This window comes from Brevibacillus sp. NPDC058079, from assembly GCF_042885155.1.
Classification (GTDB): Bacteria; Bacillota; Bacilli; order Brevibacillales; family Brevibacillaceae; genus Brevibacillus.
In genome coordinates this window covers 319,418-345,435 of sequence record NZ_JBHVSO010000004.1, presented here as the reverse complement: position 1 = coordinate 345,435, position 26,018 = coordinate 319,418, and the positions used below count along the sequence as shown (strand labels likewise).

26 protein-coding genes and 1 riboswitch are annotated in these 26,018 nt (G+C 47.0%); of the genes, 18 read left to right on the top strand and 8 right to left on the bottom strand.

The genetic code is table 11. The annotated features are described in order from the left end of the window. Positions 1-44: 44 nt before the first annotated feature. The gene (locus tag ACFVS2_RS14880) at positions 45-1,031 is read right to left on the bottom strand and encodes an ornithine cyclodeaminase family protein (RefSeq protein WP_390235079.1); all 987 of its coding nucleotides are present in this window, start codon (positions 1,029-1,031) and stop codon (positions 45-47) included. Positions 1,032-1,048: 17 nt separating this feature from the next. After that, on the bottom strand, positions 1,049-2,350 hold the full coding sequence (locus ACFVS2_RS14875) for an MFS transporter (RefSeq protein ID WP_390235076.1): 1,302 nt from the start codon (positions 2,348-2,350) through the stop codon (positions 1,049-1,051). Between the two features lie 189 nt (positions 2,351-2,539). Here ACFVS2_RS14875 and ACFVS2_RS14870 point away from each other — a divergent pair, with 189 nt between their 5' ends. The 3 genes from ACFVS2_RS14870 to ald all read left to right on the top strand — a co-directional run bounded on the left by ACFVS2_RS14870 (position 2,540) and on the right by ald (position 5,685). Then, positions 2,540-3,109 (top strand): helix-turn-helix domain-containing protein, encoded by a 570-nt coding sequence (locus tag ACFVS2_RS14870; RefSeq protein ID WP_390235074.1) that lies wholly within the window; start codon positions 2,540-2,542, stop codon positions 3,107-3,109. Between the two features lie 81 nt (positions 3,110-3,190). Next, positions 3,191-4,429 carry a PucR family transcriptional regulator gene (locus ACFVS2_RS14865; protein ID WP_173616655.1) on the top strand — a complete coding sequence of 413 codons (1,239 nt, stop codon included), beginning with the start codon at positions 3,191-3,193 and terminating at the stop codon, positions 4,427-4,429. Between the two features lie 131 nt (positions 4,430-4,560). After that, complete coding sequence (ald, locus tag ACFVS2_RS14860; protein WP_390235072.1) at positions 4,561-5,685, top strand: alanine dehydrogenase; 1,125 nt, start codon at positions 4,561-4,563, stop codon at positions 5,683-5,685. Between the two features lie 60 nt (positions 5,686-5,745). On the opposite strand, the gene ACFVS2_RS14855 is transcribed toward ald, so the two are convergent. The 3 genes from ACFVS2_RS14855 to ACFVS2_RS14845 are packed head-to-tail and all read right to left on the bottom strand — an operon-like array spanning position 5,746 to position 9,393. Then, positions 5,746-6,924: a Ger(x)C family spore germination protein gene (locus tag ACFVS2_RS14855; protein ID WP_390235069.1), complete on the bottom strand. Its 1,179-nt coding sequence runs from the start codon at positions 6,922-6,924 to the stop codon at positions 5,746-5,748. Continuing rightward, positions 6,921-8,303: a spore germination protein gene (locus tag ACFVS2_RS14850; RefSeq protein ID WP_390235067.1), complete on the bottom strand. Its 1,383-nt coding sequence runs from the start codon at positions 8,301-8,303 to the stop codon at positions 6,921-6,923. The genes ACFVS2_RS14855 and ACFVS2_RS14850 overlap by 4 nt, the downstream gene beginning before the upstream one ends. Continuing rightward, positions 8,293-9,393, bottom strand: coding sequence for a GerAB/ArcD/ProY family transporter (locus tag ACFVS2_RS14845; RefSeq protein WP_390235065.1), 1,101 nt, complete (start codon positions 9,391-9,393; stop codon positions 8,293-8,295). Before ACFVS2_RS14845 ends, ACFVS2_RS14850 begins: the two co-directional genes overlap by 11 nt. Positions 9,394-9,544: 151 nt before the next feature. Here ACFVS2_RS14845 and ACFVS2_RS14840 point away from each other — a divergent pair, with 151 nt between their 5' ends. The 12 genes from ACFVS2_RS14840 to ACFVS2_RS14785 all read left to right on the top strand — a co-directional run bounded on the left by ACFVS2_RS14840 (position 9,545) and on the right by ACFVS2_RS14785 (position 19,674). Continuing rightward, positions 9,545-10,636 carry a quinone-dependent dihydroorotate dehydrogenase gene (locus ACFVS2_RS14840; RefSeq protein ID WP_390235063.1) on the top strand — a complete coding sequence of 364 codons (1,092 nt, stop codon included), beginning with the start codon at positions 9,545-9,547 and terminating at the stop codon, positions 10,634-10,636. Positions 10,637-10,769: 133 nt separating this feature from the next. Further along, positions 10,770-10,963: riboswitch (cobalamin riboswitch) on the top strand. 142 nt (positions 10,964-11,105) lie between these two features. Further along, positions 11,106-11,870, top strand: coding sequence for an energy-coupling factor ABC transporter permease (locus ACFVS2_RS14835; protein ID WP_390235061.1), 765 nt, complete (start codon positions 11,106-11,108; stop codon positions 11,868-11,870). After that, positions 11,867-12,151 carry an energy-coupling factor ABC transporter substrate-binding protein gene (locus ACFVS2_RS14830; protein WP_007718520.1) on the top strand — a complete coding sequence of 95 codons (285 nt, stop codon included), beginning with the start codon at positions 11,867-11,869 and terminating at the stop codon, positions 12,149-12,151. The genes ACFVS2_RS14835 and ACFVS2_RS14830 overlap by 4 nt, the downstream gene beginning before the upstream one ends. Next, entirely contained in the window at positions 12,148-12,945 is a 798-nt protein-coding gene (gene cbiQ / locus ACFVS2_RS14825; RefSeq protein ID WP_390235058.1) for a cobalt ECF transporter T component CbiQ, read from the top strand. Before ACFVS2_RS14830 ends, cbiQ begins: the two co-directional genes overlap by 4 nt. Next, on the top strand, positions 12,942-13,790 hold the full coding sequence (locus ACFVS2_RS14820) for an energy-coupling factor ABC transporter ATP-binding protein (protein ID WP_390235056.1): 849 nt from the start codon (positions 12,942-12,944) through the stop codon (positions 13,788-13,790). The genes cbiQ and ACFVS2_RS14820 overlap by 4 nt, the downstream gene beginning before the upstream one ends. Positions 13,791-13,845: 55 nt before the next feature. Then, the gene (locus ACFVS2_RS14815) at positions 13,846-14,010 is read left to right on the top strand and encodes a hypothetical protein (RefSeq protein WP_390235055.1); all 165 of its coding nucleotides are present in this window, start codon (positions 13,846-13,848) and stop codon (positions 14,008-14,010) included. Positions 14,011-14,259: 249 nt separating this feature from the next. After that, entirely contained in the window at positions 14,260-14,754 is a 495-nt protein-coding gene (locus ACFVS2_RS14810) for a hypothetical protein (protein ID WP_390235053.1), read from the top strand. A gap of 264 nt (positions 14,755-15,018) precedes the next feature. After that, positions 15,019-15,573: a delta-aminolevulinic acid dehydratase gene (locus tag ACFVS2_RS14805; RefSeq protein WP_390235051.1), complete on the top strand. Its 555-nt coding sequence runs from the start codon at positions 15,019-15,021 to the stop codon at positions 15,571-15,573. Between the two features lie 177 nt (positions 15,574-15,750). Continuing rightward, positions 15,751-16,164: a hypothetical protein gene (locus ACFVS2_RS14800; RefSeq protein WP_390235481.1), complete on the top strand. Its 414-nt coding sequence runs from the start codon at positions 15,751-15,753 to the stop codon at positions 16,162-16,164. Between the two features lie 202 nt (positions 16,165-16,366). Continuing rightward, positions 16,367-18,994, top strand: a complete 2,628-nt coding sequence (locus ACFVS2_RS14795) for a S8 family serine peptidase (protein WP_390235050.1) — start codon at positions 16,367-16,369, stop codon at positions 18,992-18,994. Positions 18,995-19,215: 221 nt separating this feature from the next. Then, on the top strand, positions 19,216-19,302 hold the full coding sequence (gene yjcZ, locus ACFVS2_RS14790) for a sporulation protein YjcZ (RefSeq protein ID WP_017251504.1): 87 nt from the start codon (positions 19,216-19,218) through the stop codon (positions 19,300-19,302). An 87-nt stretch (positions 19,303-19,389) separates the two neighbouring features. Continuing rightward, entirely contained in the window at positions 19,390-19,674 is a 285-nt protein-coding gene (locus ACFVS2_RS14785; protein WP_390235048.1) for a hypothetical protein, read from the top strand. A 24-nt stretch (positions 19,675-19,698) separates the two neighbouring features. On the opposite strand, the gene ACFVS2_RS14780 is transcribed toward ACFVS2_RS14785, so the two are convergent. Both ACFVS2_RS14780 and glnA read right to left on the bottom strand, forming a co-directional pair. Beyond that, positions 19,699-20,340 carry a L,D-transpeptidase family protein gene (locus tag ACFVS2_RS14780; RefSeq protein WP_390235478.1) on the bottom strand — a complete coding sequence of 214 codons (642 nt, stop codon included), beginning with the start codon at positions 20,338-20,340 and terminating at the stop codon, positions 19,699-19,701. Between the two features lie 186 nt (positions 20,341-20,526). Continuing rightward, positions 20,527-21,945 carry a type I glutamate--ammonia ligase gene (glnA, locus tag ACFVS2_RS14775; RefSeq protein ID WP_390235046.1) on the bottom strand — a complete coding sequence of 473 codons (1,419 nt, stop codon included), beginning with the start codon at positions 21,943-21,945 and terminating at the stop codon, positions 20,527-20,529. A gap of 225 nt (positions 21,946-22,170) precedes the next feature. Between glnA and ACFVS2_RS14770 the strand changes: the two genes are divergently transcribed. The 3 genes from ACFVS2_RS14770 to ACFVS2_RS14760 all read left to right on the top strand — a co-directional run bounded on the left by ACFVS2_RS14770 (position 22,171) and on the right by ACFVS2_RS14760 (position 25,384). Next, positions 22,171-23,100, top strand: coding sequence for a ketopantoate reductase family protein (locus ACFVS2_RS14770; protein ID WP_173616640.1), 930 nt, complete (start codon positions 22,171-22,173; stop codon positions 23,098-23,100). Between the two features lie 60 nt (positions 23,101-23,160). Continuing rightward, a complete protein-coding gene (locus tag ACFVS2_RS14765) occupies positions 23,161-24,096 on the top strand; it encodes a 4-hydroxy-3-methylbut-2-enyl diphosphate reductase (protein ID WP_390235044.1) in 936 nt (311 codons plus the stop codon). A gap of 67 nt (positions 24,097-24,163) precedes the next feature. Next, positions 24,164-25,384 (top strand): MFS transporter, encoded by a 1,221-nt coding sequence (locus tag ACFVS2_RS14760; protein WP_390235042.1) that lies wholly within the window; start codon positions 24,164-24,166, stop codon positions 25,382-25,384. On the opposite strand, the gene ACFVS2_RS14755 is transcribed toward ACFVS2_RS14760, so the two are convergent. Then, positions 25,374-25,763, bottom strand: a complete 390-nt coding sequence (locus tag ACFVS2_RS14755; protein WP_007718499.1) for a cupredoxin domain-containing protein — start codon at positions 25,761-25,763, stop codon at positions 25,374-25,376. The two genes, ACFVS2_RS14760 and ACFVS2_RS14755, sit on opposite strands and share 11 nt — an antisense overlap. Positions 25,764-26,018: the final 255 nt, after the last annotated feature.

Here is a 26,018-nt window from a genome sequence, read left to right as displayed (position 1 = left end):
CCAAAGCCCGGGTGGGAAGGCGGCTGTTTTTTATAAGCCAAGATTTACAAGCTGATTTCTGTTCCAATGCCGTTTGCTTTCGCACGTTCATAGACCGTTTTGGCAACGGCTGTGTCCAAATAGGCAATACCCACGGATTTGTACAGCGTGATTTCTTCATCGTTTTCTCGGCCAGGCTTTTTCCCAATCAGAATGTCTCCCAGCTCAGCGTGCAATTGTTCAAAGCTCCATTCGCCGCGTTCAATCGGAATGAGCAAATCGCCGGCTTCGTGCTGGGCTCCCTCGAGTGTATCGACCACGACTTTGCTGTTTTGTACAGTAGTCAAGTCGACCTCCTGCATATGGGGAAGAAAAGCACCGATGGCATTGATATGCGTACCAGGACGCAAGCGTGTTCCATCAAACAACGGACTGGTAGCCTTGGTGCTGCAAATCACGATTTCGGCATTCGCAACCGCTTCATTGGCATCATCCATAACCGCGATTTCGCCTTGCCACTCCGGGTAGAGCGAGAGTAGTGTTTGTTTCATTTCGTCCGCTTTCCCCCGTGTGCGGTTATAGAGATAAATGTTTGTCAGCGGACGGACTTCCATGACGGCTTGAATCTGTCCGATGGATTGTGCCCCGCATCCCAACACAGCACAGCTTTTCGCATTTTCTTTTGCCAAGTATTTGGTTGCAACGCCACTGCTTGCACCTGTGCGCATAATCGTCAACAGGCTCGCGTCCATCATCGCCACATGCTGTCCCGTTTTTGCTTCGGTCAACACGATCACGCTTTGGAGTGCTTTGATATCGTGCTTGTGATTCTCCGGGAAAATACTGATGATTTTTACCGCTACGTATTCGTCCGTTTCCAAATAGGACGGCATGTATAGACTGGTTGCTCCGTATTTCGGATGGTCAATAGCAGTTCGAACAGGGGTGGTGACGTTTCCTAGCATATGCTCACGGAAGACGTGTTCCACATCTTCCAAGCAATCTTTCATCGTATAGATTTGTTCAATGTTTTCACGGCTTAATACTAGCATCTCATTCTTCCTTTCCATCAGGATTCGTCCAAATCCAAATCCTTTGTTTCCTTCGTAGCAGAAATCGCAAGGAGAGAAATAACCCCGGAAATGACAATGTACAAAGCGATTGGCACCCACGAGTTGAATGAGCTTAACAAGGCAGTAGCGATCAGCGGAGCAGTACCGCCCGCTAAAGCAGCACCGAGCTGGTAGCCAACCGTTACCCCAGTATAGCGTACATTCGTACTGAAAATCTCGGAGAACATCGTACCCAATACAGCTGTGACCGGAGCCCAGAGAATCCCGAGTCCGATGACTGTAGCGACGGTAAGCCAAAGGGCTGATTTCAATGACAGCATATAAAAGTAAGGGAATGCAAACAGCATCATCGCTATAGTTCCCACGATATACAATGGCTTTCTGCCTACCTTATCGGACAGCATGCCCATGTACGGAATTGCGATGGTTGTCACTAATGTGGCGATCGTCACGGCATTGAGTACCGTTATTCGGTCGTAGCCCAAGTAGTTCGTCGCGTAGGCAATAATAAACGTCGAGAAAATATAGAACGGCGCCGTTTCTACCACTTTGGCTCCGACGGCAATCAGAACAGCTTTCCAGTGATAGCGAAATGTATCTACGATGGGAACTTTCGCAATGTTCCCCGTCTTTTTTGCTTCTTGAAAAGCTGGCGTTTCATCGATGCCATTGCGAATCCAGAGTCCTAAAAAGACAAGTGCTGCACTCAACAAAAACGGAATTCGCCAGCCCCAAGACATGAATTGATCATCGGGAAGCGCACTCATCAATGAAATAGCCAACGTACCGAGCAGCATACCGATCGTTACACCCATTTGCGGGATACTTCCAAAAAAGCCGCGTCTGCCTTTGCCGGAGTACTCTACGGCGAGAAGCAATGCACCACCCCATTCACCGCCGATCCCCAAGCCTTGAATCAAACGCATCAGGACGAGAAGAATCGGAGCCCAGATGCCAATGGCATTGTAATCAGGCAGCAAACCGATCAAGACGGTAGCGCCTCCCATCAGCGACAACGTCAAGACCAGCGTCTTTTTACGACCGATTTTGTCCCCGATATGACTGAAGATCACGCCACCCAATGGCCGGATGAAAAAAGGAAGACCAAATGAGAGATAAGAGAGCAGTAAGCCTACAGTTGGATCAGAAGAAGGAAAAAATAGCTTGTTGAATACGAGCGATGCCATGGTTCCATACAGGAAAAAGTCAAACCACTCAATGGAGCTGCCAATCAGGCTCGCGACCAACGCTTTGTTTTGAACCTTTTTGGAAACGCCCGCTTGTGTTTGTAATGCCATCGGGTAATCCTCCTTTGTCGGTAGATATTGAAGTGTCACTTCAATTTATGAGTGAAGTAACACTTCAATTTTTAAAAATAAAGCGATTACAAATCTGATAATAATAAAGATTATAAAATGCAATATAATTTGTAGCAATAGTAAAAATTGATTATGATAGACCTATCCTTTTTACGGCGAGGTATGCAAATGGAACCTACCATTGGTGTATTAATCAAATCGCTTCGTGTCGGCAAAAAGAAGACACTCAAACAAATTGCAGAAAAAACACAGCTGTCGATCAGCTTTTTGTCCCAAGTAGAGCGTGGGAAGTCTTCCATCACGCTGGAGTCATTGAAAAAAATTTCGGAAGCCTTGGGAGTGAGCCCAGGCTATTTCTTTTCGGGTGAGTCGAGTGGAGGGAATGGGCAGGTACGCAGGGCGAGCAAAGAGCGATCTGGGCTTTTTCATGCGCCTTTTGTGTATGAGGACCTGTCCGGTGATTTGGAGAATCCGTCGCTGGTACCGATTCTCGTCACGCTTTCACCGCATGGAGAAAAAGGCACGCCTTTTGTGCATAAGGGTCAAGAGTTTATTTACGTCCTCGAGGGTGTGTTGACTCTTTTGCTGGGGGAAGAGGAGCATGATTTGTTCCCTGGCGACAGCATTCACATGGATTCATCCGTACCGCACAACTGGGTGAACCGTACAGGCGAGGTCACCCGATTCCTTTGTGTCAATTCGCATGACAGCGACATGATTCCGACCGCTACTTATTAATTGACCGAGAGCGTTTAGCGAAGTCATGTTTTCTACTATAATAGAGGAACGCGTAGAAAAGAGCGGTAAAGAGGTGAAAGTGTGCCCGTAGAGCCTAACTATTTTCAACAGTATCAGCATGCTGATATCGACGAATTAGCTGATGTCATTGGAGAACTTTTGCAAAATCCGATAACGGTTGAAGATGCCGATCATAAACTGATTGCTTACAGCTCACACGGAGAAAGCACTGATGAAGCGCGCTGGTCTACCATCATGGGGCGACGGGTACCGGAAAAAGTACTGACGCGCCTCTGGAAGGACGGCGTATTCCAGGAGCTGTTAACGCAAGACGACCCCGTACACATCCCGGCCAAGGACGAAATCGGCTTGGGGAAGCGTGTGGCGATTGCCATTCGCAGAGGGAGCGACGTGCTCGGTTACATTTGGGCACAAGAGGTGAATCGACCGATTACCCGGGAAGATGATGAAATTCTTCGTCAGGCAGCACGCGTAGCTGTCTCGCGTCTCATCCAACGGCAGGGAAAACGCAAGGCGGAGGAGCAGCGACGCAAGGAATTTCTATGGGAGCTGTTGCTGGGGAATCACAGCAGTGAGGCTGTCATTCGCCAAAAAGCGGACACCTTGCAGATGCAGCTTCCAACCTCTTATCTCATTTGTATTATTGAAGCGGCAGGAGCGCGTCTGGACCAGTACTTGTATCCGTTATTAATGCGTGACAAGCTGCTCTGGGTTGTCGATGGCTCGCAAATTATCTTATTGATCGGTCTGTCCGATGCGAAAAAAGACAAGAGTGACGTGCTTATTCGCAAGGTGGAACAGTTCCTTTCCGACTCGCTTGGCAAGCTCGAAGCACATGTCACGGAAGGACGCCAGGTGATTGCCGGGTACGGGAGAGACTACAAGTCTTACACGGATATTGTGAAAAGCTACAGGGAAGCGCTGCATGCGCTCAAGATCAAGAAGCTGTTTCCGCAGGAAAATGAGGGGATTCACGGGTACCACGAGCTTGGGATTTACCGGTATCTACTACAACTGAAGCAGTGGGAAGAGGAGCAGGGCTATCAGAATGAACGGCTGGAAAAGCTCAGACAGTACGATCGCGACAACCAGACCACGCTCTTGACAACATTGGAGACTTTTTTGGATGCCGCCGGCAAGGTCAACAAGACAGCAGAGCGCCTGCATATCCACATTAATACGTTGAGCTATCGACTGAGACGAATTGAGGAGATCATGCGTGTCGATCTCGACAATATGAACCAGCGGGCTGCCTTATATTTAGAGTTGAAAATAGCCAAATTAGATGGGGAACAGTAGTTTGTTTGTGAATTTTCACAAATGAAAAGACGCTAAAATTAAAGGAATCTCCAAGGAGTATGCCCGAGGATACGCTGTACAATAATAGTAACCGCAAAGAAATTGGCGTTTCCAAGGAGGACATACTTATCATGATCGTTGGAATTCCAAAAGAAATTAAAAATAATGAGAACCGCGTAGCCATTACCCCAGCAGGTGTAGCTGCTCTGGTACAAAACGGCCATTCCGTTCGTGTAGAAACAAGTGCAGGGCAAGGCAGTGGTTTTACGAATGAAGATTACAAGGCAGTAGGCGCTGAGATCGTAGAAACAGCAGCAGAAGCATGGGCGTCTGACATGGTAATGAAAGTAAAAGAACCACTCCCTGCTGAATACGGATATTTCCGCGAGGGTCTGATTCTGTTCACGTATTTGCATCTCGCACCAGAGCCTGAATTGACTCGTGAATTGATCGATAAAAAAGTGATTGCAATCGCTTACGAAACCATCCAGCTCGACAATGGCGCTCTGCCACTGTTGATGCCGATGTCTGAAGTAGCGGGCCGCATGTCCGTTCAAATCGGCGCGCAATTCTTGGAAAAGCAATACGGTGGAAAAGGCGTTCTGCTCGGTGGCGTACCAGGCGTACCAAAAGGCGAGGTAGTCGTAATCGGCGGCGGAATCGTAGGGACAAACGCAGCGAAAATGGCGCTTGGACTGGGTGCAAATGTAACGATCATCGATGTAAACGCAGACCGTCTGCGCCAACTGGATGACCTGTTCCAAGGCCGCGTTCAGACGCTGATGTCCAATTCCTTCAACATCGCAAGCGCTGTGAAAAAAGCAGATTTGCTGGTAGGCGCTGTACTCATTCCGGGTGCTCGTGCTCCACGTCTGGTAACAGAAGATATGGTAAAAGACATGTCACCTGGTTCTGTGATCGTAGACGTTGCGATTGACCAAGGCGGATCGATTGAAACTGTTGACCGTATCACTACGCATGACAAACCAACCTATGAAAAGCACGGTGTGATTCACTATGCGGTAGCCAACATGCCTGGTGCAGTCGCTCGTACATCTACATTGGCCCTGACCAACGTAACCGTTCCTTACGCGGTACAATTGGCGAACAAAGGCTACGCACAAGCAATTCGCGACAACAAAGCATTGGCAAAAGGCGTAAACGTCATCGACGGCAAAGTAGCTTACAAGGCTGTAGCTGATGCGCATAGCCTGCCGTATGCTTCTATCGAGGAAGTTTTGCTGGTGAAAAACTAGCTTCAACGTAAATAAAAGAAGAAACTGCTTGTCCGAGTTTGCGGCAAGCAGTTTTTTTATTCATTCATTCGGCCCAAGCGGGTCAGGGTATTTGACCGAACCCATCTTCATTTTTCCGGAATCACTTAAGTGCACTTGCACCTGGATTTGGGTCAGGGAATCAGGTGTGAGCTTATTGCGCTTGCGTATTTCGTATTTTCGCCAAACCTGGTAGTCTTTTTTAAACAAACGTTCCTCCAAGCTATACAGATCGACCCCTGCTTTGACTCCTTTTAGAAACGTCCCGCGAATTTGCTCGGCTACCTGTTCTTCGGAGTTTTTTCGTACGAAAGCAGGCGTAACCGCACTCATCATTTCACGAACGAACCCCTTTAGTCGGACATTGACCTGATAACGAGGATGCTCTCCAGTGGTAATCGGAGTGATGTCCAATTCAACATGCTCAATGCGCATTGTCGCTTTGGGAGTGTTGTTTTGTCGGACAATGAGGCCAGCAAATTCCGTGTCACTATTCATCCACCGAATTCCCATTAAATCACGATTGGGGAAGTAACCCTGCCAATTTCCACGATGAATGGCGTGGATGCCATCGATGGAGAGACGAGAAATAAAACGGTTATTTTCTTTCCAGGAACGCTTGTAAAGTGTGATGTTTGGCAATAATACGGTGTTTGACGGCTCCCAAAAGTTCGAGATAAACCGATAAAATTGGATCGGTTCGATAAACGAACGCTGCTCGTAAACATCCTTTGGCTGATGCAAGAGAGAGTCCAATGGAGAAAATCCGACCAAAGAATGGGAGCTTAACACTTTTTCAATCGGCTCCCGCGTTCCGAATACCCACTTGGTGTAACGAATCAGACCGTATCGATTCATAATATCATGGGAGGTGATAACGCCCTTTTTCAAGAGGCGCTCATGAAATACGATGGAGGATACAAAGCCTAGAAACACAGGTACCTGTGCGTTTTTTTGCAGGTTATCGAAGGCAGACTGAAGCGTTTTCCCTTTTCCGATCGAAATGGTGGCAGGTGGAGCTTGAAGGGTAGTTGATGATTCCTGCTTGGCGACGGTAGACAGATCGGTGGATTGGGCGTAAAAAACATACTCATTGTTGATGTAATCAATGCCCATCGCAGATAAGTAGCGAAGGTCCTGAATGGCTTTCTGATCCCAACATCCGCTAAGAAGAGTGGTTGCCAACAACAGCATAGCCGACGCAATCCGCATGCACTTCATTTGTTATCGCCACCCTTAGCTGTTCTTGTCCGAAAAAAACTGGTCATGGATTTGAACAAGACATTGAACAGTGTGGACAAGGAGTTGGATGAACCCATCAAAATATACGATCTGCCAAAGGAGGTCAAGGTGGACAAGTAGTACACGATGGCAATCATCCCGAGGATAAAGCCGTACATGCCGATGATCGCAGAAAGGAAGAAAACAGCGAAACGCGCCACTGTTACCGCGCCGCTTAATGACTGGTTGACCAGTGTGAAGGAGGCGACGACGGTAAGGGAGCCGATAAACAACATCGAAGGCGAAGTCAGGCCTGCACGAATGGAAGCATCTCCTATAATCAGTGCACCGACCAGTGCCAGTGTTTGCCCGACGTTTTTGGGCAGACGGGCGCCTGCCTCACGCAGAAACTCAAAAATGAACAAGATGAGAAATAGCTCCATTGGCGCGGAAAAGGGCAACCCTTTTCTTCCCTGCGTAACGGTTGCGAGTAATTGAAAAGGAAATTGCTCTACATTAAAGGCGGATAGTGCAATCCAGAAGCCGGGCAGAAAGATTGCGATCCAAAATCCACCCAGGCGCAGCATGCGTTCCAGCCATACATAGGTAACAGGGTACTGATCGTCTTCAGGAGATTTGATTAGTTCGAGTAAGGTTACAGGTGCCACGAGTGCCAAGGGTGAGCCGTCTACCAATACGACGACCTTACCTTGCAGCAGCATATAAATGACATAGTCAGGGCGTCCAGTATAATCAACCAATGGAAATAGGGAGTGAGTGTTGTCACTCAGTATCTTTTCCAGAATGGCGCTGTTCACAATTTTTTTTGAGGTACATTTGTGTAGTCTCTCACGCATCATCTCTACCAGATCTTCAGATACCCCATCTGTGATATACATCATACCGATTCTTGTGCGCGAGCGCGTTCCGAGAATAAAAGGCTCATAGGCCAGAGTAATCGTTCGCATGCGCTTGCGAATGAGAGCAACGTTCGTGGAGAGATCCTCGACGAAGCCGTCCCGAGGACCTTTGATCGAAATCTCTGTATTGGATTCTTCAGGATTGCGCTCTGGACGATTGGAGATGTCCCAGGCAAACGGAGGAGAGTCTCCAATAAAAATCAGTAAATCTCCTGCAAACAGTCGCTCAACCCACAACTCTGGGTTCGTGAAGAGTGGGAAAAGAGGAAGCGAACGCAAATCACCAATAGCTAGGAATCGCTCCAATTGCGGCAAGGCCGTATCTTGTAATTGACGAACGTCTGCAAGTCCTTCGCAATAAAGCATCAATACAGGCTGATCCTCAGATGTGACCATGCGCAAAAAAACGACGTCCGCACAATGCGCGAATTTTTCCCGCAGTTCCTCTTCAAGGGTCATAAGGGGCCCCCTCCTGTCTGGATGGTTTGCGCAGGGATATCAGGATGAGCGCGAGTGAGACAACAACCATGATGACGAAGTAAAGTGGGTAGTATACACGCGATAAGAAGGCTACGAATTGCATGTCGCTGTAAGGGAGGCTGGTGAAGGCGATCATGCTTCCACCGAAAAACAGCATCATGAATTTGCGTTGCTTTCGGGTTCGTATCGTGATCAAATCTCCTAAAAGAATCAGGCAAAGCGTTATTCGAATAAAAGCACCAGAAAGCCACTGAAAAATCGAGAAAAACTCCATGTTCTCGATGTCTTTTCCGATCGTGAGTAGCCGCCATTGTTCAAATGCAGGAAAACGTTGACGAGCGGACTCCACAGGTCCAAATTCTGCAATTGCCCCTGTCAGTGGGCTGAGTGTCAACAGCAACGTGATACCGAGCATGACAAAAAAGTGTATGAGTCGAAACGGCTTTCGTACGTGATGCTGGAGCAACAGGAGCAGAAACATCTCGGTGAAACCGCCGCCAACGTAAAGCATCCCATGTAACAGCGGACGAAAACCGTTCTGGAAAAGCGGGAGCAAAAGACTATAATCCTTTTTGGGAATATTGCCAAAAGCAACGAAAAATCCGAGCAACACGACTATGGGGAGCAAGATGCCTGCTGTGATTCCAACGGAGGTCATACCTCCAATAGAAGCGAGTACACATAGCCCCATCAAGGCTAAAGCGGTCACCCACTCGGGTGTTCGAGGCAAGTAGTTTACGGTTGTCCAAGTTTGCGTATCGATCAGATTCGTTAGCGCCATTAGGTACAGGCAAATCATGATTGGAACGAGCAAGAAATTGCTGACGATTTTTCCTGATCGTTGTGAAATCCACTCATACAAAGACTGTTGAACCAAACTTCGATTAATTACAAACAGCAGATACGCCCAGAAGGAAAAGGGGATACCTGAAAGCAACACGCTCAACCAAGCATCTCTGCCTGCTTTACTAAGTACGAGGGGGATGACGGTTACGTGGTTCGTAATGCCGATCGTCAGCATCATCACCATAATGGCTTGACCAATCCCGATTTTTCCGTCCACTTTCATGAAAGACTTATCCCCCTGTGCGTGGTGGTGTTGTTAGGATTTGCCTGCTTGCTTGGAAATATGTATCAGGTATAAAGGTTACATCCTCCCGAAAAAGTATGGTATTCTACTATGAGGTAAAAAGGTAGAAACGGAGTAAGGAGTGCAGCCGATGTATCAGCTCATAAGAAAATATCTATTCCAGCAAGATGCGGAAGAGATTCATGAAAAGACAATTGGTGCCTTAAGGCTAGTGGAGGATTCTGCTCCAGGCAAAAGCATCCTGAAGATGATCTATCAGGTAAAAGACCAGCGGTTGGAGAATAAGCTGTGGGGAATGACGTTTCCGAATCCAGTCGGACTTGCAGCCGGTTTTGATAAAAATGCAGAAGTCTATCATGCGTTGGGTGCTCTTGGTTTTGGGTTTGTGGAAATCGGGACGTTGACGCCGCAGGGGCAGCCAGGCAATCCGAAGCCGCGTTTGTTCCGATTGCCGGAACATCAAGCTGTCATTAACCGGATGGGCTTCAACAATCACGGTGCGTATTTGGCTTCCCAGCATTTGGTCGGTTACGCATACTCAGATGTTCCGATTGGGATTAACATTGGGAAAAACAAAGTAACGCCGAATGAAGAGGCGGCCATCGACTATAGCAAATGTATGGACATGCTCTATGCATACGGTCACTATTTCGTCATTAACATCAGCTCTCCGAATACCCCGAATCTGCGTGACTTGCAGGAAACAGAGAGCTTGCGTCATTTGGTGCGTGCAGTAAGGGAAAAGGCGACCGAAATGGAAGCGCGTGCCATCAAGAAAAAACCGATATTGCTGAAAGTAGCACCAGACATGTCGGATGAGCACATGCGCGATGTTGTTCACGCTGCTGTTGAAGAAGGCATTTCCGGAATTATCGCTACCAATACGACACTGTCACGCGAGGCGGTTTCCGGACATCGATTTGCCGAGGAAGCTGGTGGCTTGAGCGGAAGACCTCTTACGGAGCTTTCCACTGCTTGGGTGAAGGAGATTTATCAAGAAGTAGGAGACAAGGTACCAATCATTGGTGTCGGAGGCATTTATAACGGCGAAGACGCCTACGCGAAAATCCGAGCAGGAGCCAGTCTCGTTCAGGTGTATACGGGGATGATTTATCAAGGCCCAGGTATTGCCAAGCAAATTAACAAAAAACTGCTCAAGCTCATGCAGCGCGATGGTTTTAAACATATTAGTGAAGTAATTGGCGTAGACGCAAAAGAATAGATAGAACAAGCACGCATAGGTCGATGGCTCCGTTTGTAGTGGGGCATCGGCTTATGCGTTTTTGCTTATATTCTTCCGATTTATGTAGTGATCCGGTATAATGATGTGGGACAAACATGAATTGTCTGTCAATTGCATATTGTCGGCGTTAGGTGCCTTTATGTGACGCATAAAGGGTAACAGGGAATCGGGTGAAAGTCCCGAGCGGTCCCGCCACTGTAACCAAGGAGCTCTCTTTGAGAAGGAAACCACTCATTTTCGTATGGGGAAGGACAAAGAGCGCATGGATCTGGAAGCCAGGAGACCTACCTAGTAGCCACACCACAGAACCTTCGCGGAAAGGAGCGGTGAATACGAGGCAATGAGGCTGTATAGTTAGTCTGTTGTTTTGTGTGCACATCTCGTCCATTGATGGATGGGATTTTTTTATTTGTAGGAAAGAACGAAAGTCAGTGAAGGAGGAATGAACATGAATCGATCTCGTCTCGTATCGACTTGTCTGATGATCGCGGGCTTTGTCCTGTATTTTTTGCTCAATGAACCAGAGACAGGACATGCGATGCACATCATGGAAGGGTATTTGCCATTGTCCTGGGCCCTATTTTGGTGGGCTGTCTTCTTGCCATTTTTTATGCTTGGAATTCGCTCGATTAACAAGATTGTAAAAGAACATCCTGAAATGAAGCTCCTTATTGGCGTTGCTGGAGCGTTTGCGTTTGTTTTATCTGCACTGAAAATACCTTCGGTTACAGGCAGCAGCTCTCATCCGACTGGAACGGGGCTTGGCGCCATTATGTTTGGGCCTTTTGCGATGTCTGTGTTAGGGAGCATGGTGCTCTTGTTTCAAGCTTTGCTTTTGGCACATGGAGGTTTGACTACGCTAGGGGCAAATGCTGTATCCATGGCTGTAGTAGGACCACTGGTGGCATACGGAATCTATCGGATGATCATGAAGGTCAACGGAAGCCAACGTCTGGCTGTTTTTGCGGCGGCTGCTTTGGCTGACCTCACTACCTATTTGGTGACTTCGATTCAACTGGCACTCGCATTTCCAGCTGAATCTGGCGGAGTGTTGGCCTCGTTTGCCAAATTTGCAGGAATTTTTGCATTCACGCAAGTACCGCTCGCAATCAGTGAAGGTCTGTTGACTGTCCTTGTTTGGAACTGGTTGTTATCTTACAACGCAAAAGAGCTTACACAGCTTCGTTTGCTCAAACGGGAGGAATCGCTGTGAAAAAAGGATGGAACTGGCTTTTACTCTTGGGGGTAATCGTATTGGCGATTGTCCCGCTGTTGCTGGTGCAGGATTCGGAATTTGGCGGCGCAGACGGCGTAGCGGAGGAAGCGATTAAGGAAATTGCTCCGAATTACGAACCGTGGTTTCAACCGCTGATAGAACCACCAGGGGGAGAGACGGAGAGTCTATTGTTTGCGGTGCAGGCGGCGTTGGGAGCGGGAGTGGTTGGCTACGCTGTAGGCTTGTACAAAGGTCGGTTGGATAAGCGGAAAAAATGAACGGTCTGCAGCTTGATTCACTTTCTTATCAAAGCAGGCTAAAACGTCTGCCGCCAGCTCATAAGTTATTGCTGGCGAGTGCATTGTTACTACTCGTCTTGGTGGGACATGTATGGATGCAGATGGCCGTCGTTGTTTGGATGACGGTATGGGTAGTGGTGTATGCCCGTATTCCTGTCCGTATCTATTGTGCCTTTATGATCGTGTCGCTCTCGTTTTTCGTGGCGGGGCTCCCTGCCCTATTGGTAGAAGGGGCGAGAGCAGGAGAAGTACACGTCCAGGTCGCGGCAGCATGGGAGTTGGGTTCGTATGTGCTCTATGTGCCTACGTCATCATTTAGTAAAGTTTGGATTTTATTTTGGCGTACCATGGCGAGCTTATCTTGCTTTGCTTTCATTTTGTTTACCGTGCCGTTTGCTGAAATCTTGCAGGTGCTTCGCCGACTTCGTATGCCTGTCCTTGTGACTGACTTATTAATGATCATGTATCGCTTTATTTTTGTGTTGGTAACGATTTCTCACCAGCTCTGGATTGCCCAACGTTCTCGGGGAGGTCATCGCGGTTTCCGCGCGACGCTTCGAGATGCAGGGGTTCTCGTTGCGCAATTGTTTGTCAGAGCGATGCGCAAATACGAAGCTTTGCACAAAGGAATGGCGGCTAGAGGCTTCGGGGAGAGCATGCAGGTGCTCGCGTTCCATACCCATGCTCGCTCGCGCCGCTATGAGTGGGAGTCAATCGCAGGCTGTATGCTGCTGGTACTGCTTGAGTGGTGGACAGGAGGTTGGTGGTTATGACATCACGGTTGTTGGAGTTCATCGATTTGCAGTACACGTATCCGGGAGGGCGGGAACCCGTCCTGTCAGGGTTGTCCTTATGGATTCCAGAGGGGAAAAAATGTGTCCTTTTGGGACGAAATGGCTGTGGGAAGTCGACCTTGTTCTTGCATGGAAACGGGATCATCGAGCCACAGCAGGGACAGGTGCTGTGGAAGGGGAAACCGCTTGTCTATAAACGAGCCGCACTGCAAGAGATGACGCAAAAGGTAGGCTTGGTCTTTCAAGATCCCGAGCATCAGCTGATTGCAAGCACGGTTGCGGAAGATATATCCTACGGTTTATGCAATCAGAAGCTGTCTGTGGACGTAATCCGGGCAAAGGTAGAAAAGGTGCTGGATGCATTCGGGTTGAGGGAGCTGGCAGAAGCTCCGATTCATCATTTGAGCCTGGGACAAAAACGACGTCTGGCACTCGCGGGGGTCATGGTCATGGAGCCCGAGCTTTTGCTGTTGGACGAGCCTACTGCATATCTGGATCGCTATCAGACAAAAAATTTGCTGCGGGAGCTCGATGCCATTCACCAGCAAGGAACGACTGTTTTGATGGCGACACACGATATGGATATTGCGTTTGAATGGGCAGAGTGGATCTGCATCATGGATAAAGGCAGGCTTGTGTTCGCGGGAGATCCGCAGGAGGCATTGGAAAATAGAACCATGCTAGAGAGTCTTCATCTGGGTATGCCGTTGCTCGTTGATGTGTGGGAGGCACTGCCTGAACAGTGGAAGCGGGAACTTGGCGGTGATATTCCACGCTCGGTCGACGAACTGCGAAAAATGCTCAGTGTTCAGCGGGTGTGGTGAATGGAGTGGGCGCTTTCGGGTAAGCTAACCCCAAAAAGCCATGGAGGTACACAGTATGGAACAAGACTCTGTCACGAGCACATCGGTCCCGAATCATCAGGAAAAAGGAATCTCCCGTCATGTAAAGGATGAACTGATGTATCAAGTATTGGAGAAAGAGATGACTACAGACGAGAAGGAAAAGAAGCTAAAAGATGATTATTTAAAAGGCAAGGCGTAAATTTGCGCCAAAAAGCCCTTCTCGCCACATAAAGGCGTGAAGGGCTTTTTACATGGAATGGTCTGAGTAATATTCACGGTCACGGTAGAGCCAATCTTGACCGCGGAACAGTGAAAAAAATAAAATATGGTAAAATTTGATTCTCGCAGAAAAGGTAAGAAGATTTGTGCGAATTTTGTAGGGATATGTCCATTCATCACGAATAACGTAAAGAAGGCACTTACTTACAATGGGAGAAGTGATGAGGTTGTGATTTCAACTTTGAATAAGACGCTATGCGTTCAGCAGCTCGTAGAAAAATTAAGAGACAAGCAGCTTCTTCATGTACCAATCGCTGATCTTCGAGAATCCAATAAAGTGTTGTATGAATACGTCAATCAGCTCAATGACTCGATTGCGATCATTCCGACCACGATTAATTCTGTCATTACAGGCGTCATCCGTTTCCAGGAAGGGTACTTTATTACCTTGGGCATGCTCATTTGGAAAGACGCCAACAAAAAAGGGGCGTTCAAAGAAGGGACATTTCTTTTTTACAAGCATGACGCTCATGATTCGATTGAGGATTGCGTCCATATTACCAATTCCATCGAAAATCACAATCTGATGGAAAGCTTGTTCTTTGCATGCTGCGAGAGCAAGGATGGCGATTCCGTACTTTCCTATTCACATATCGAGCATGCGATTACATACGGAGAGCTGTATCGTGACATGAAGTCCAAAATCCAAAAAGGGTTTGCGTAATCGCTGCAAAACGAGATCACGGTCATTCGCACACACAATCGGGGAAGAATAGATATGTTGGATGTCAGAGCAACTTTACATGCCAAGTTTTGGATGATATACTACTGAAAATTTATAAAATATTCCAATTGAAGAGGAGTTTTCCTACTTGATGAACAAGAAGTAACGTCTTGCCATTCACCAGTTGGCCCGACCCCCTCCATGTAAATGGTTTTGTCTACTCACAAATAAGAACCAATTACAACAAAATGGAGGAATATCACGATGAGTAAACCTGAAATGAATGTTGCCTTAGTAGTCGGTCCGGATACGGACCTGGATAGTCAAGCAATTCGAAATACACTTGAGTATTTTGGAGCTCGAGTCTTTACGTACTGGATTGGTCGACCAAGCGATTTGATCGATGTATTGAATAGCAGCGACCTATACCCAAATACTGACATGATTATTCTGAATTTCCATGGCGATGAGGGAAGCCTCATCATGCCAGAGCTGGGTGAGGACGTTTACGAGGAAGGAGAACCAAAGGGTGATTTTGGTCCTGACGAGGTTAGACGTTTTGCCAAGCTGGATGGAAAAATCGTGTTAGGTAACGGATGCTCGCTTGGTGATCCCGAATTAGCGAAGGCCTTTCTGGACAGTGGTTGCCAGACGTATATCGGGCCAGAGGATTACCCGGACGGAAATTCTGCGCTGATGTTCGCACTGCGCTTTTTCTACGAGGTAATTCAAAACAAGAAAAGCGTGGAAGAAGCTTTTCGAATCGCAAAAGCAACTGATGAAGAAACCGAGATGTATCAGCTTTATGTAAAAGAGTAATTACCACGCAAAGGGAGCCTTGAACTAGGCTCTTTTTGCATTCTTATGCCCGAAAAGTCTTAGGTGTACCATTCGTCTTTGTCGAAAATTGTCAGGCTATTATTCTTGTTGACAGTCATACTTTGGATTATGGTAGGGGAGATTCACTTCAATAAAGGAGGTATTCCCTTGAAAAAAATGGCATTTTTCATAGTGGCTTTTGCCATCATGTTGGCTGGATGTAGCTCCGGGCAATCAACGGATAAGGCAGCACCTGCGCTAGCAACACCAACTGGTACGGCTCCAGTACCTGAGGCAACCGCGCCAGCTACCTCAGCAACACCTGCCGCAGAAGCGACTGCTCCTGCGGCGACAGAGAAAGCAAAGATCACGAAGAGTGAATTTGAACAGATTGAAAATGGGATGAGCTTTGAGGAAGTAAAAAAAATAGTGGGCGGGGAAGGCGAACTGCTCGCTGAGGTTGGTAAAGCAGGAGAGGAAGGACACACGATCGTCTACATGTATGAGGGAGAAGGGACGATTGGAGCAAATGCGAATTTCTCTTTCCGAGGCGGGATTCTGCAAGTAAAATCGCAAATCGGATTGCAATAGGGAGGGCTATTTCATCTTCAATAAAAATGTAAGTAACATTTCATTACAAAAGTTTACACTACTGTATGATTCAGCAAGCGAACATGATCCTCTGATAAAATGGAGACAAGCAAATAGGAACTAAGCCACTCGGGACGCCGGGTGGCTTTTCTGTTTGCATTCTAATCGAAATTTTCGATTAACAGACCGAAGGAGAGATAGTATGAGTAAAAAAGAACTGCGAAACAGAGAGTGTTCTAAAAAGATTCCCCAGCGTTATATCGTTAACTTTATCGACGGGGTTAGTGAGAAAGAGCAAGATAAAATCGTTAAGCAATTTGGTGGTAAAGTACTAAAAAAATTCCGTACACCAGCCTTTGATCGTTTCGCTGTGATTCATATTGATGATGAACAGGTTGAACAACTGCTAGCACACAAACTTGTTGAGAGTATTGACCAAGACACCGAGGCAGAAAGCCCATCTAGCACTGAAGTAGAAACATGGGCACATGCAACGGCTCAAGCATTTAACTTTTGGAATGCTGGCTACACTGGTGCTGGAGTAAAGGTGGCAATTATTGACAGTGGAGTAACTCCTCACCCGGATCTACCGACGCCTCTTAGTACATGGAATGTGGTAACCGATTCTACTGATGCAACAGATGTTAGTCCAGATATGCATGGTCATGGAACTTGTAGTGCTGGAGTAATTGCAGCTCGCAATAATGGCTCTTATGTAAAAGGTATTGCTTATGACTCGGACATTCACGTTATTAATTGTTACTACCAAAAACAAGGAGACACTCAAGATGCTTATACAAATATTTCTAATACAACCGAAGCACTCCAACATGCTGCGACTCTGGATGTCGACGTTGTACTTTGTAATGTGCAATTGAGCTTTGGAGGTGCTTCTCTGCAAGCTGCCTGTGATGTACTAGAGGAGAAAGGTATTCCCGTCTTAGCCCCTGCAGGTAACTATGCTGATGAAAAGGGGGATGTTACCAAGGACACAGTAAGATACCCTGGACATTACGATAAGGTCGTCGCTGTTGGAGCAGTCGATATAAGCTCGCGAGCTCCTTATATAATGCGAGAATCATATTCAGGTACTGGACCCTATTTGGATATCGCAAGCTTTACAAATCTGGAGACGACTAGTAAGTCTGGTGGTTATAACTACTCCTATGGCGGAACGTCGTGTGCAACTCCATTTGCTACGGGTGTAATGGCGTTGCTAAAACAGGCATATCCGCACCACACTGCACAGCAACTGAGGGATAAATTATATGAAGGGGCTACTCCTTTCGGTACAAAAAATGAGTACGGTGTTGGTCTGATTGGCCTTCAGGCATCACTTCTACCATCAAACACGCTGTCATATCCGGTACTATCAGCATCTACAACGGAAGATTTCTCTGATTCAAACTTTAATTTTAATCTTACGGGTGATTTTGTAATCGGAACGGATAGTGGCCGGACAGTTTTAAGAACTCCCGCATATTCCAATACAGGCACGGGTATTAGCCGGTTCACTTTCCAAGTGCCAGGGAATGCAGTGAATCCTCAGATTAGTATTACCCATAGGAGTGATTGTAGATGGACTGATGTCATGGTGGTGACCGTGAACGGAATGCCTTTAACCCACACTAGCAATATTGAATCCAACTATGAAACGGATACACTTACCTTATTGCCAGGTGGAAAGTATCTCGTGGAACTTCGGTGGGATAAGTATGAATCCTATTCAGCTGGTTTAAATGCGGTATTTATCGACAGCATTTCTGTTAACTTCACTACTAGTGGAAGTGGCGGGGGAACTCCAGGAGATACTTTCACCAACCCTATTGTGGTTTCCGGAACGAATGCGAACGGAACCTTGCAGGATACAAAAGATCTATATTTCAGATACACTGCACCAAACACAGGAAGTTACAATTTCACAACATCAGCATCGTTTGATTCTTACATGCAACTTCTTGATAGTTCCCAAAACATCTTGGCTCAAGATGATGACGGTGCAGGAAGCTCGCAACCAAAAATCACATATGCGCTTTCCGCTGGTCAAGTGGTGTACTTGAAAGTGTACGGTTATAACCATGGAGCAGGTAAATACGGTCCAATTACATTGAACATTACACAAGCTTCTTCAGGATCTGCTCCTGGAACTCCTAACTTGACAGTAAGTTCTCCAACAACGTCTAGCTTAACCTTGAATTATTTTGCAACAGGGGCAACGAGCTATGATATCTATCGTAATGGTGTTCGTATCGTACCAGGAACTACTCAAACCAGTTATCAAGACGCCGGTCTTTCTGCAAATACGACCTACAGCTATTTTGTCATCGGGATTAACAGTTACGGAACTACAACTAGTACTTCGGTATATGGTACAACCTTGTCAAGTGGTGGCGGTGGAGTAACACCAACAACTATCCTGGAAGACTTTGAAGATACAAACATGAACTTTAATTTCTCTGGAGATTGGACACGAGTAACTCGAGGATATCAATCGACTTACGCTTTTATCAGTACAGTACCAGCTGTAGGAGCCTCTTCTTCGACCCAATTTACCGTTTCCGTCCCAGCGGCTGCAACTACTGCACAATTAAAGTTCAATGCAAGGTGTGACTCTTCCAAAAACACAACTCCATTATGCGACTTGCAGGTGTTCGTCAATGGCTCTCTTAAACTTACACTCCCTGCAAACGCCACCACATGGTTTGTAGATCAAGTTGTGGCACTTGGTACTGGTGACCAAACAATCAAATTCCAATGGAACCGTAACAATAATAACACCTCCTTCTTAAAGCAAGCGATTATTGATTCCGTAGAGGTAAAGTGGTCGTAAAGTAAATTAAATCAGTAATAGACTGAGCCCAGACTCTAATAAGAAGAGTTCTTGGGCTCTTTTTTTATGTACGAATAAATCAGTCCATTCTTGCTTCGCTTATCCATATCAGGTAAGGCACAGGCAAATGCTTGCGCCCTTTCTACCTTTATAGGTCATGGTACAGGCAAAACACCCGCGATGCGCATACAGTAGTGTGTCTAAGGAAAGGAGGAGGCAGAATGGGTTTCTTTAATGGCTTTGATGACTTTGCTCTGATCCTAGTTCTGTTTGTTTTGCTTGTCATTGTCGGATGTGATTGTGATTAGGAAATGGGTTTAAGCAAAAGAGTAATGCAAAGGGAGACATACAATCCCTTTGCATTATTCATTTATGAAACGAGGTGAGAGTGAAAAGTGGCAAGACAAATGAATGGCTTTAGCCCTGAATTTGCAGATTGGCTGAAATCAAATAAGGTCTCGATCAGAAAGCTACAGAAGAATCCTGAATCCCTTGGGCAGTATTATCAAGAGTGGACAAAAACGAGCCGTCGGACGAAAAAAGAGTCTCGACCACCACGGCTTTCTAATCTAAATCTTGATATAGGCACAATCCTCAATGGTGTACGCGTTGCGAACGAGGTATTTAAAACTTTCCAAGGAACGAATGGGATTGGAAGTATGTTTAGAAGGTTTATGTAGTGGAATCACGAACCTTGCTAGGATTTATTCCACTAATCCCAACTCTTCATAAACCTTGCTTGATACGACACCGATTGGCTTTAATTTTCGATCCCGTTGAAATTTCTTTAGAGCTAAAGTTGTCGAGGATCGAAACTTGCCATCGCATACCCCGTGATAATAACCAGCGCTCTTCAATCGAGATTGGATGAGCTGTACATCACCACCAACATCGCCTTCCGCTAAATTTCTAGGATCATGGCTTGGGTCCCCCAATATATGCCCATAAATCGTTACTTTTGTTCCGAGTGGAGTCATCTTGAATAATTCGATGACGTCATTGTTTCTCATACGAATACAACCGTGGCTCAAATGCTGGCCAATTGAATGAGGCTTGTTTGTGCCGTGTATGCCATATATTCCCCATGGGACGTTTAACCCCAGCCATCTCGGACCAAATGAGGGTCCCCAATCTTTTCCTTTGTCTATGATTTTATATTCTCCAACAGGTGTAGGTGTAGAGGGATTGCCAACTGCAACCACATAGGTTTTCAATACTTTCCCATGCTTCCGTATGATTAGCTGATGTTTTCTCGGATAGACCTCAATTGAATAAATACCTTGATCACTTATGATTGGTAACGAGTGATCGGCGTAAGCCATTTTCTGACCGATAGCGGCTGACATGCTTATGGTCAGAAGAAGAATGGCAGAACCTTGTATGAGAGAGCGGGTTATCTTTTGAATCAACATAATCAATGCGCATCCCATCATCTGTTTTTCGCAATACGATTTTAATTTGTGATGGGGAGTCGCCTTTTATTCGAACGCAAAGAAACAGCCCTCCTCATCAGAGAAGGGCTGTTTCTTTGCTTATAGGTCGTAATACAGTTCATACTCTTTCGGATTCACAGTCCGCTCAACTTGCTCAATCTCACCGCGTTTTTGTGCAATCCAGCCTTCAATTACTTCTTTTGTGAAGACATCTCCCGCGAGCAAGAAGTCATGGTCTTGTTCAAGTGCGACAAGTGCTTCTGCGAGAGAGGCGGGAGCGCTCTTGATTTCGTGTTTTTCCGCATCGGACAAGTCGTAGATGTTTTTATCCATTGGGCCAAAGCCCAGTTCACGCGGGTCGAGCTTGCGCTTGATACCATCGAGGCCAGCCATCAGCATAGCAGCAAAAGCCAAGTACGGGTTAGCGGTAGAGTCCGGGGTGCGGAACTCAATGCGGGACGCTTTTGGCGTAACGGCAGCAATCGGAATTCGAACGGCAGCAGAACGATTTCCTTTGGAGAAGACCAAATTCACGGGTGCTTCGTAGCCGGGAACCAGACGCTTGAACGAGTTGGTGCTTGGGTTCGTCAAGGCGATCAGTGCAGGGGCGTGGTGCAAAATACCGCCAATGTAGTGTAGTGCAGTCTCACTTAGGTTTGCGTAACCGCCTTGCTCATAGAACAACGGGGTATCGCCGTTAAACAAGCTTTGGTGAACGTGCATCCCAGATCCATTGTCTCCAACGATTGGTTTTGGCATGAAGGTAGCAGTTTTGCCGTGTTTGGCAGCTACGTTGCGCACGATGTATTTGAAAAGCAATAAATTGTCTGCTGTACGAGTCAGTGTATCGAAGCGGAAATTAATCTCACCTTGACCGGCTGTCGCCACCTCATGGTGATGGCGCTCCACATACATGCCGCATTTCGTCATCAACGTGCACATTTCATTGCGGATATCCATTTGGGAGTCGGTTGGTTGAACAGGGAAGTATCCTCCCTTGTTACGTACTTTGTAGCCGAGGTTTTGTCCTTCTTTTCCTGTGTTCCAGAAAGCTTCTTCTGAATCGATGTGGAAGAAGGAGCCGGACGGACCAGAGGCATAGCGTACGTTGTCAAAGAGGAAAAACTCGGATTCTGGACCAAAATAAGCAGCGGTAGCGAGGCCGGATTGTTGCAGATAGGCTTCGGCCTTGAGTGCAATGCCACGAGGATCGCGTGTGTAGACGGTGTTGTCTGGATTGACGATGTTGCAGATGATATTCATGGTTTTGGCTTCTACGAATGGATCGATGAAGGCCGTTGCTGGATCGGGCATCGCTACCATGTCGCTTTCTTCAATGGACTTGTAGCCGATTAGACTGGAGCCGTCAAATGCAACGCCATTGCGGAATGTTCCCTCATCTACCGCGTAGGCAGGAACTGTGACATGGTGTTGGCGGCCGAGCAGGTCAACGATGCGAAAATCTACATATTCCACTTTTTCTGCGTCAATTGTGGACAAGACTGTTTTCATATCCAATATGATTCACTCCATTCACGAATTAAATTTATGAATTCATTATCAACGTTCGGCTTTTTCTTGATTTCTATATTCCGAATTATATCGACAATTCGTATTGTTCGTCAAGAAGTTTTCTGACGTTAGTTGTGAGGTTTTCTAACATTGTATTGTGGGGTTTAGAAAATGGTTACTTTCTAATAAAATGTAGACAAACCAAGACTTATAAACGCGGAGGCGATATAGATGAAGGTTCTCGTACTGGGAGCGGGGGGCATTGGCGGTTATTTTGGTGGCAGGCTGGTTGAATCGGGGGTAGATGTAACATTTCTTGTGCGCGAACGTAGATACAAACAGCTGCAGGAGCGAGGCTTGCGCATTCAGAGCGTTCATGGGGATTTGCTTTTGGAACAGCCACAACTGATTCAAGCAGGGGAGGAAGCAGGACCTTTTGATGTTGTGCTTTTGTCCAACAAAGCTTACACGCTGAAAGATAGCGTCGATGCCATCGCTCCGTACGTAGGCGAGGACACGGTCGTCATTCCGCTATTGAATGGAATTGCGCATATGGAGCTGCTGTGGGATCGTTTTGGCCGGGATCGTGTTCTTGGGGGTCTTTGTTTCATTGAGACGACGCTGAATGCTGACGGAGATGTCGTGCAGACAAGTCCTATTCATGATACGGTTTTCGGTGAGTGGGAAGGCGGCAAAAGCGAGCGTGTAGAGCGAATCGAGCAAGCCTTTTCCAAGATCAATGGAACGATGCGTGCAAGCGCAAATATTCAACGGGAAGCCTGGCACAAATACTTGTTTATTGCGACGTTTTCCGGTATTACCACGCTGATGAATTCCGCTGTCGGACCTATCCGAGAATCGGCTTGGGGCGTAGAGTTGACACGTCAGCTCGCTGAGGAAATCACATCTGTCATGAACGCTTTGGAGGCACCAATCAAGCCGGATATCGTCGACAAGCAGATGGAGACTTTCCAGAATCAGCGTCCTCAAACGAAATCTTCGATGCTGCGTGATATGGAAAAAGGCCTTCCGGTGGAAGCGGATCATCTTCAAGGTTATCTCTTGGAGAGAGCGGAACAAAAAGGCTTGTCCACGCCACTTTTAAAAGTTGTCTACAATAATCTGAAGGTTTACGAACAGAAGCGTGCAGGAGACAAATAAGGTATAATACGGGGTGAAATGTCTTTCGCTCACGCATTATAAAAAGTAGGAGGGGTAAAGATGGAAGTCATCAAGATTTCCCCCCGTGGATATTGTTACGGTGTAGTGGATGCCATGGTCTTGGCACTGCGAACAGCGCAAAACTTTGACTTGCCCCGCCCGATTCATATCTTGGGCATGATCGTACACAATGCTCACGTCGTGGAGGCGTTTGAAAAACAAGGGATAAAAACATTGGATGGAGAGGATCGACTGGCTCTCTTGGATCAGATCCATGAAGGAACGGTAATCTTCACTGCCCATGGCGTGTCTCCTGAGGTGCGCAAGAAAGCGCGCGATAAAGGCTTGACCGTCGTCGACGCGACTTGCCCGGATGTAACGAAGACACATGATTTGATCCGTGAAAAAGTAGCAGAAGGCTACCATGTGCTCTACATCGGCAAAAAAGGACATCCAGAGCCAGAGGGCGCTATGGGGATCGCGCCGGATCACGTCCATCTGGTTCAAAAGCTGGAAGAGCTGGACGCGCTCGATCTGCCGACAGACAAGCTGATCGTAACGAACCAGACGACAATGAGCCAATGGGACGTCAAACATCTGATGGACGCCATTCTTCAGCGTTTTCCAGGCGTGGAAGTGCATAATGAAATATGTCTCGCTACGCAGGTTCGTCAGGAAGCTGTAGCGGGGCAAGTAGGAGAGGCAGATTTGTGCCTCGTCGTAGGCGATCCGCGCAGCAACAACTCCAATCGTTTGGCACAGGTCTCGGAAGAAATCGCGAATGTTCCATCGTATCGAATCGCTGATTTGTCTGAACTGGACATTGAATGGTTGCGTGGAAAGAAGAATGTGGCGGTTACTTCTGGTGCTTCGACGCCGACTCCATTGACGAAGGAAGTCATCTCCTTCCTGGAGCAGTTCGATGAGTTCAACCCGGCTACATGGGAGAAAAAACGGACCGTCAACATGGCGAAAATATTGCCAACGGTAAAATAAATAATGTAGGCATGCTCTGCGTTATGTTTTCTTACACGGTTAATTAACCTCAAAATAGGAGAGTTATATGCCAGAATCACTTTCCGGTTTAGGGCTGGGGGGCGCAAAAGGCAGATACGTAAGTCTTTGCGCCCTTTATCTTTTTATTTACTACGGGTTTGGTGCTTTTGCCCCGCTCATTACGCAATACTACGAATCCATTCATCTAACTGGGACCCAAATCGGTCTCATCAGTGCAGTCGCGCCGATTGTTTCCATTGTGGCACAGCCGATGTGGGGTATGATCTGTGATCGCTATCAAATTCGAAAAACTGTGCTGATTCTGACATTGATCATCACGGGCTTGGTGGGACTTCTCTTTACGGGTGTTTCCACCTTTGTTTACGTATTTTTGCTCTACATACTGCTGTCGTTTTTTCAAAGTGCCGTCGTTCCCATCTCAGATAGCTTGGCTCTTGGTTATGCCAAGGGACATGGCATGCAGTTCGGCGACATTCGCTTGTGGGGAGCCATCGGCTTTGCATTAGCGGCATTCATCACAGGTCTTCTCGTCGAGCAGTGGGGGCCACATGTTCTTTTTTACTCGTTTTGTTTGGCGTTTCTGCTTGCCATTCTGTTTCTTCAGAAGGTTCCGGAAGAAGTGACAGAGGCTTCGCGGTTTCGTGTCAGTATGCTTGCGGGGATCAGGGATTTGGCGCGTATTCCACGATTTGCACTGTTTTTGATTTCATCGTTTTGCATGATGGGCTCTGTAAACGCCAATAATATTTGGTTTTCCCTGTTTTATCAGGATATCGGAGGAACCATTGCCGGAATCGGTCTTGCCTTCTTGTTGTTTGCAGGCAGCGAGGCTCCTTTTATGAAGCTGGCGGGTTATATTGTCCGCAGGTGGGGACTGGAGTTGACGCTCTTGCTATCTGCGATTTTTTGCGCGATGCGCTGGTTCTGGTATAGTTCAGCTCCGAGTACCACTGCCGTAATTGCTATGTTCTTTGTGCAGGGGATTTCAGTAGGTTTTTATTTGGCGACAGCAGCCCAATTTGTGCGCGAAAATACGCCCGCATCCCTTCAGGTGACGGCGTTGGCCATCTTCTTTTCAGTAGGAGGCGGGCTTGGTGCGATGTTTTGTAATTTGGTAGCAGGGTGGATCAAAGATTCGTTTTCGGTGCTAGCCATTTATTTGTTTTTTGGAATCATCACCGCGATCGGGATCATTCCTCTGCTCATGATAAAATTCGGACGGTGGAAGCAAATCTCACCAGACGAAGAAGTACAGGCTAGTCAATGACGAGCATGCCTTGGAATCCTGTCTCCGGATAACCAGGTGCGTCTGATACGAAATGAAACCGGCCGCGTTTGGCTGCTGAAAACTGTAAAAGTGTCGATTGGGTCGGCTTCAATTCTGTGGATGCAAGGTTCAAATCACGAATGGATAGATTGTGAGGGCGCGTATCGGTGTTGACGATCATCAACGAGACTCGCTCTCCTTCATGTGCAGTCAATTGATTGGGCAAAAAGCCAGCGCTAGAAATCGTAACGGTATGTGTCCGCGTCGCGACAGCGTACGAAGCGGGCAGGCGATGGTGATGATGTGTCCAAAGTAGCGTTAATGTCACAGCCAGAGCGATGATTGGATAACGAAGCTGCCGATACCAGTGACGAGACATTTTGCTTTTCAACTCCTTCGAGGACAATAGCATGGGGAAGTTACTATTATCCTGTCCCCGGAGTGAGGGGGATAAACACCTTTTTCCTATTCGGATGAGGTCAATAACTAGATCTCTTACATGAGGAATGTCTCGTGTAGGGCTAGCCTACTAATCCCGATGAGCCGATGTCGATCCGCTTAAGACCACCTCAACTTTATTTGAGGGGTCTTTTTTTATTCAGTGAAAAAGCAATTCGACACATATTACTTCGTT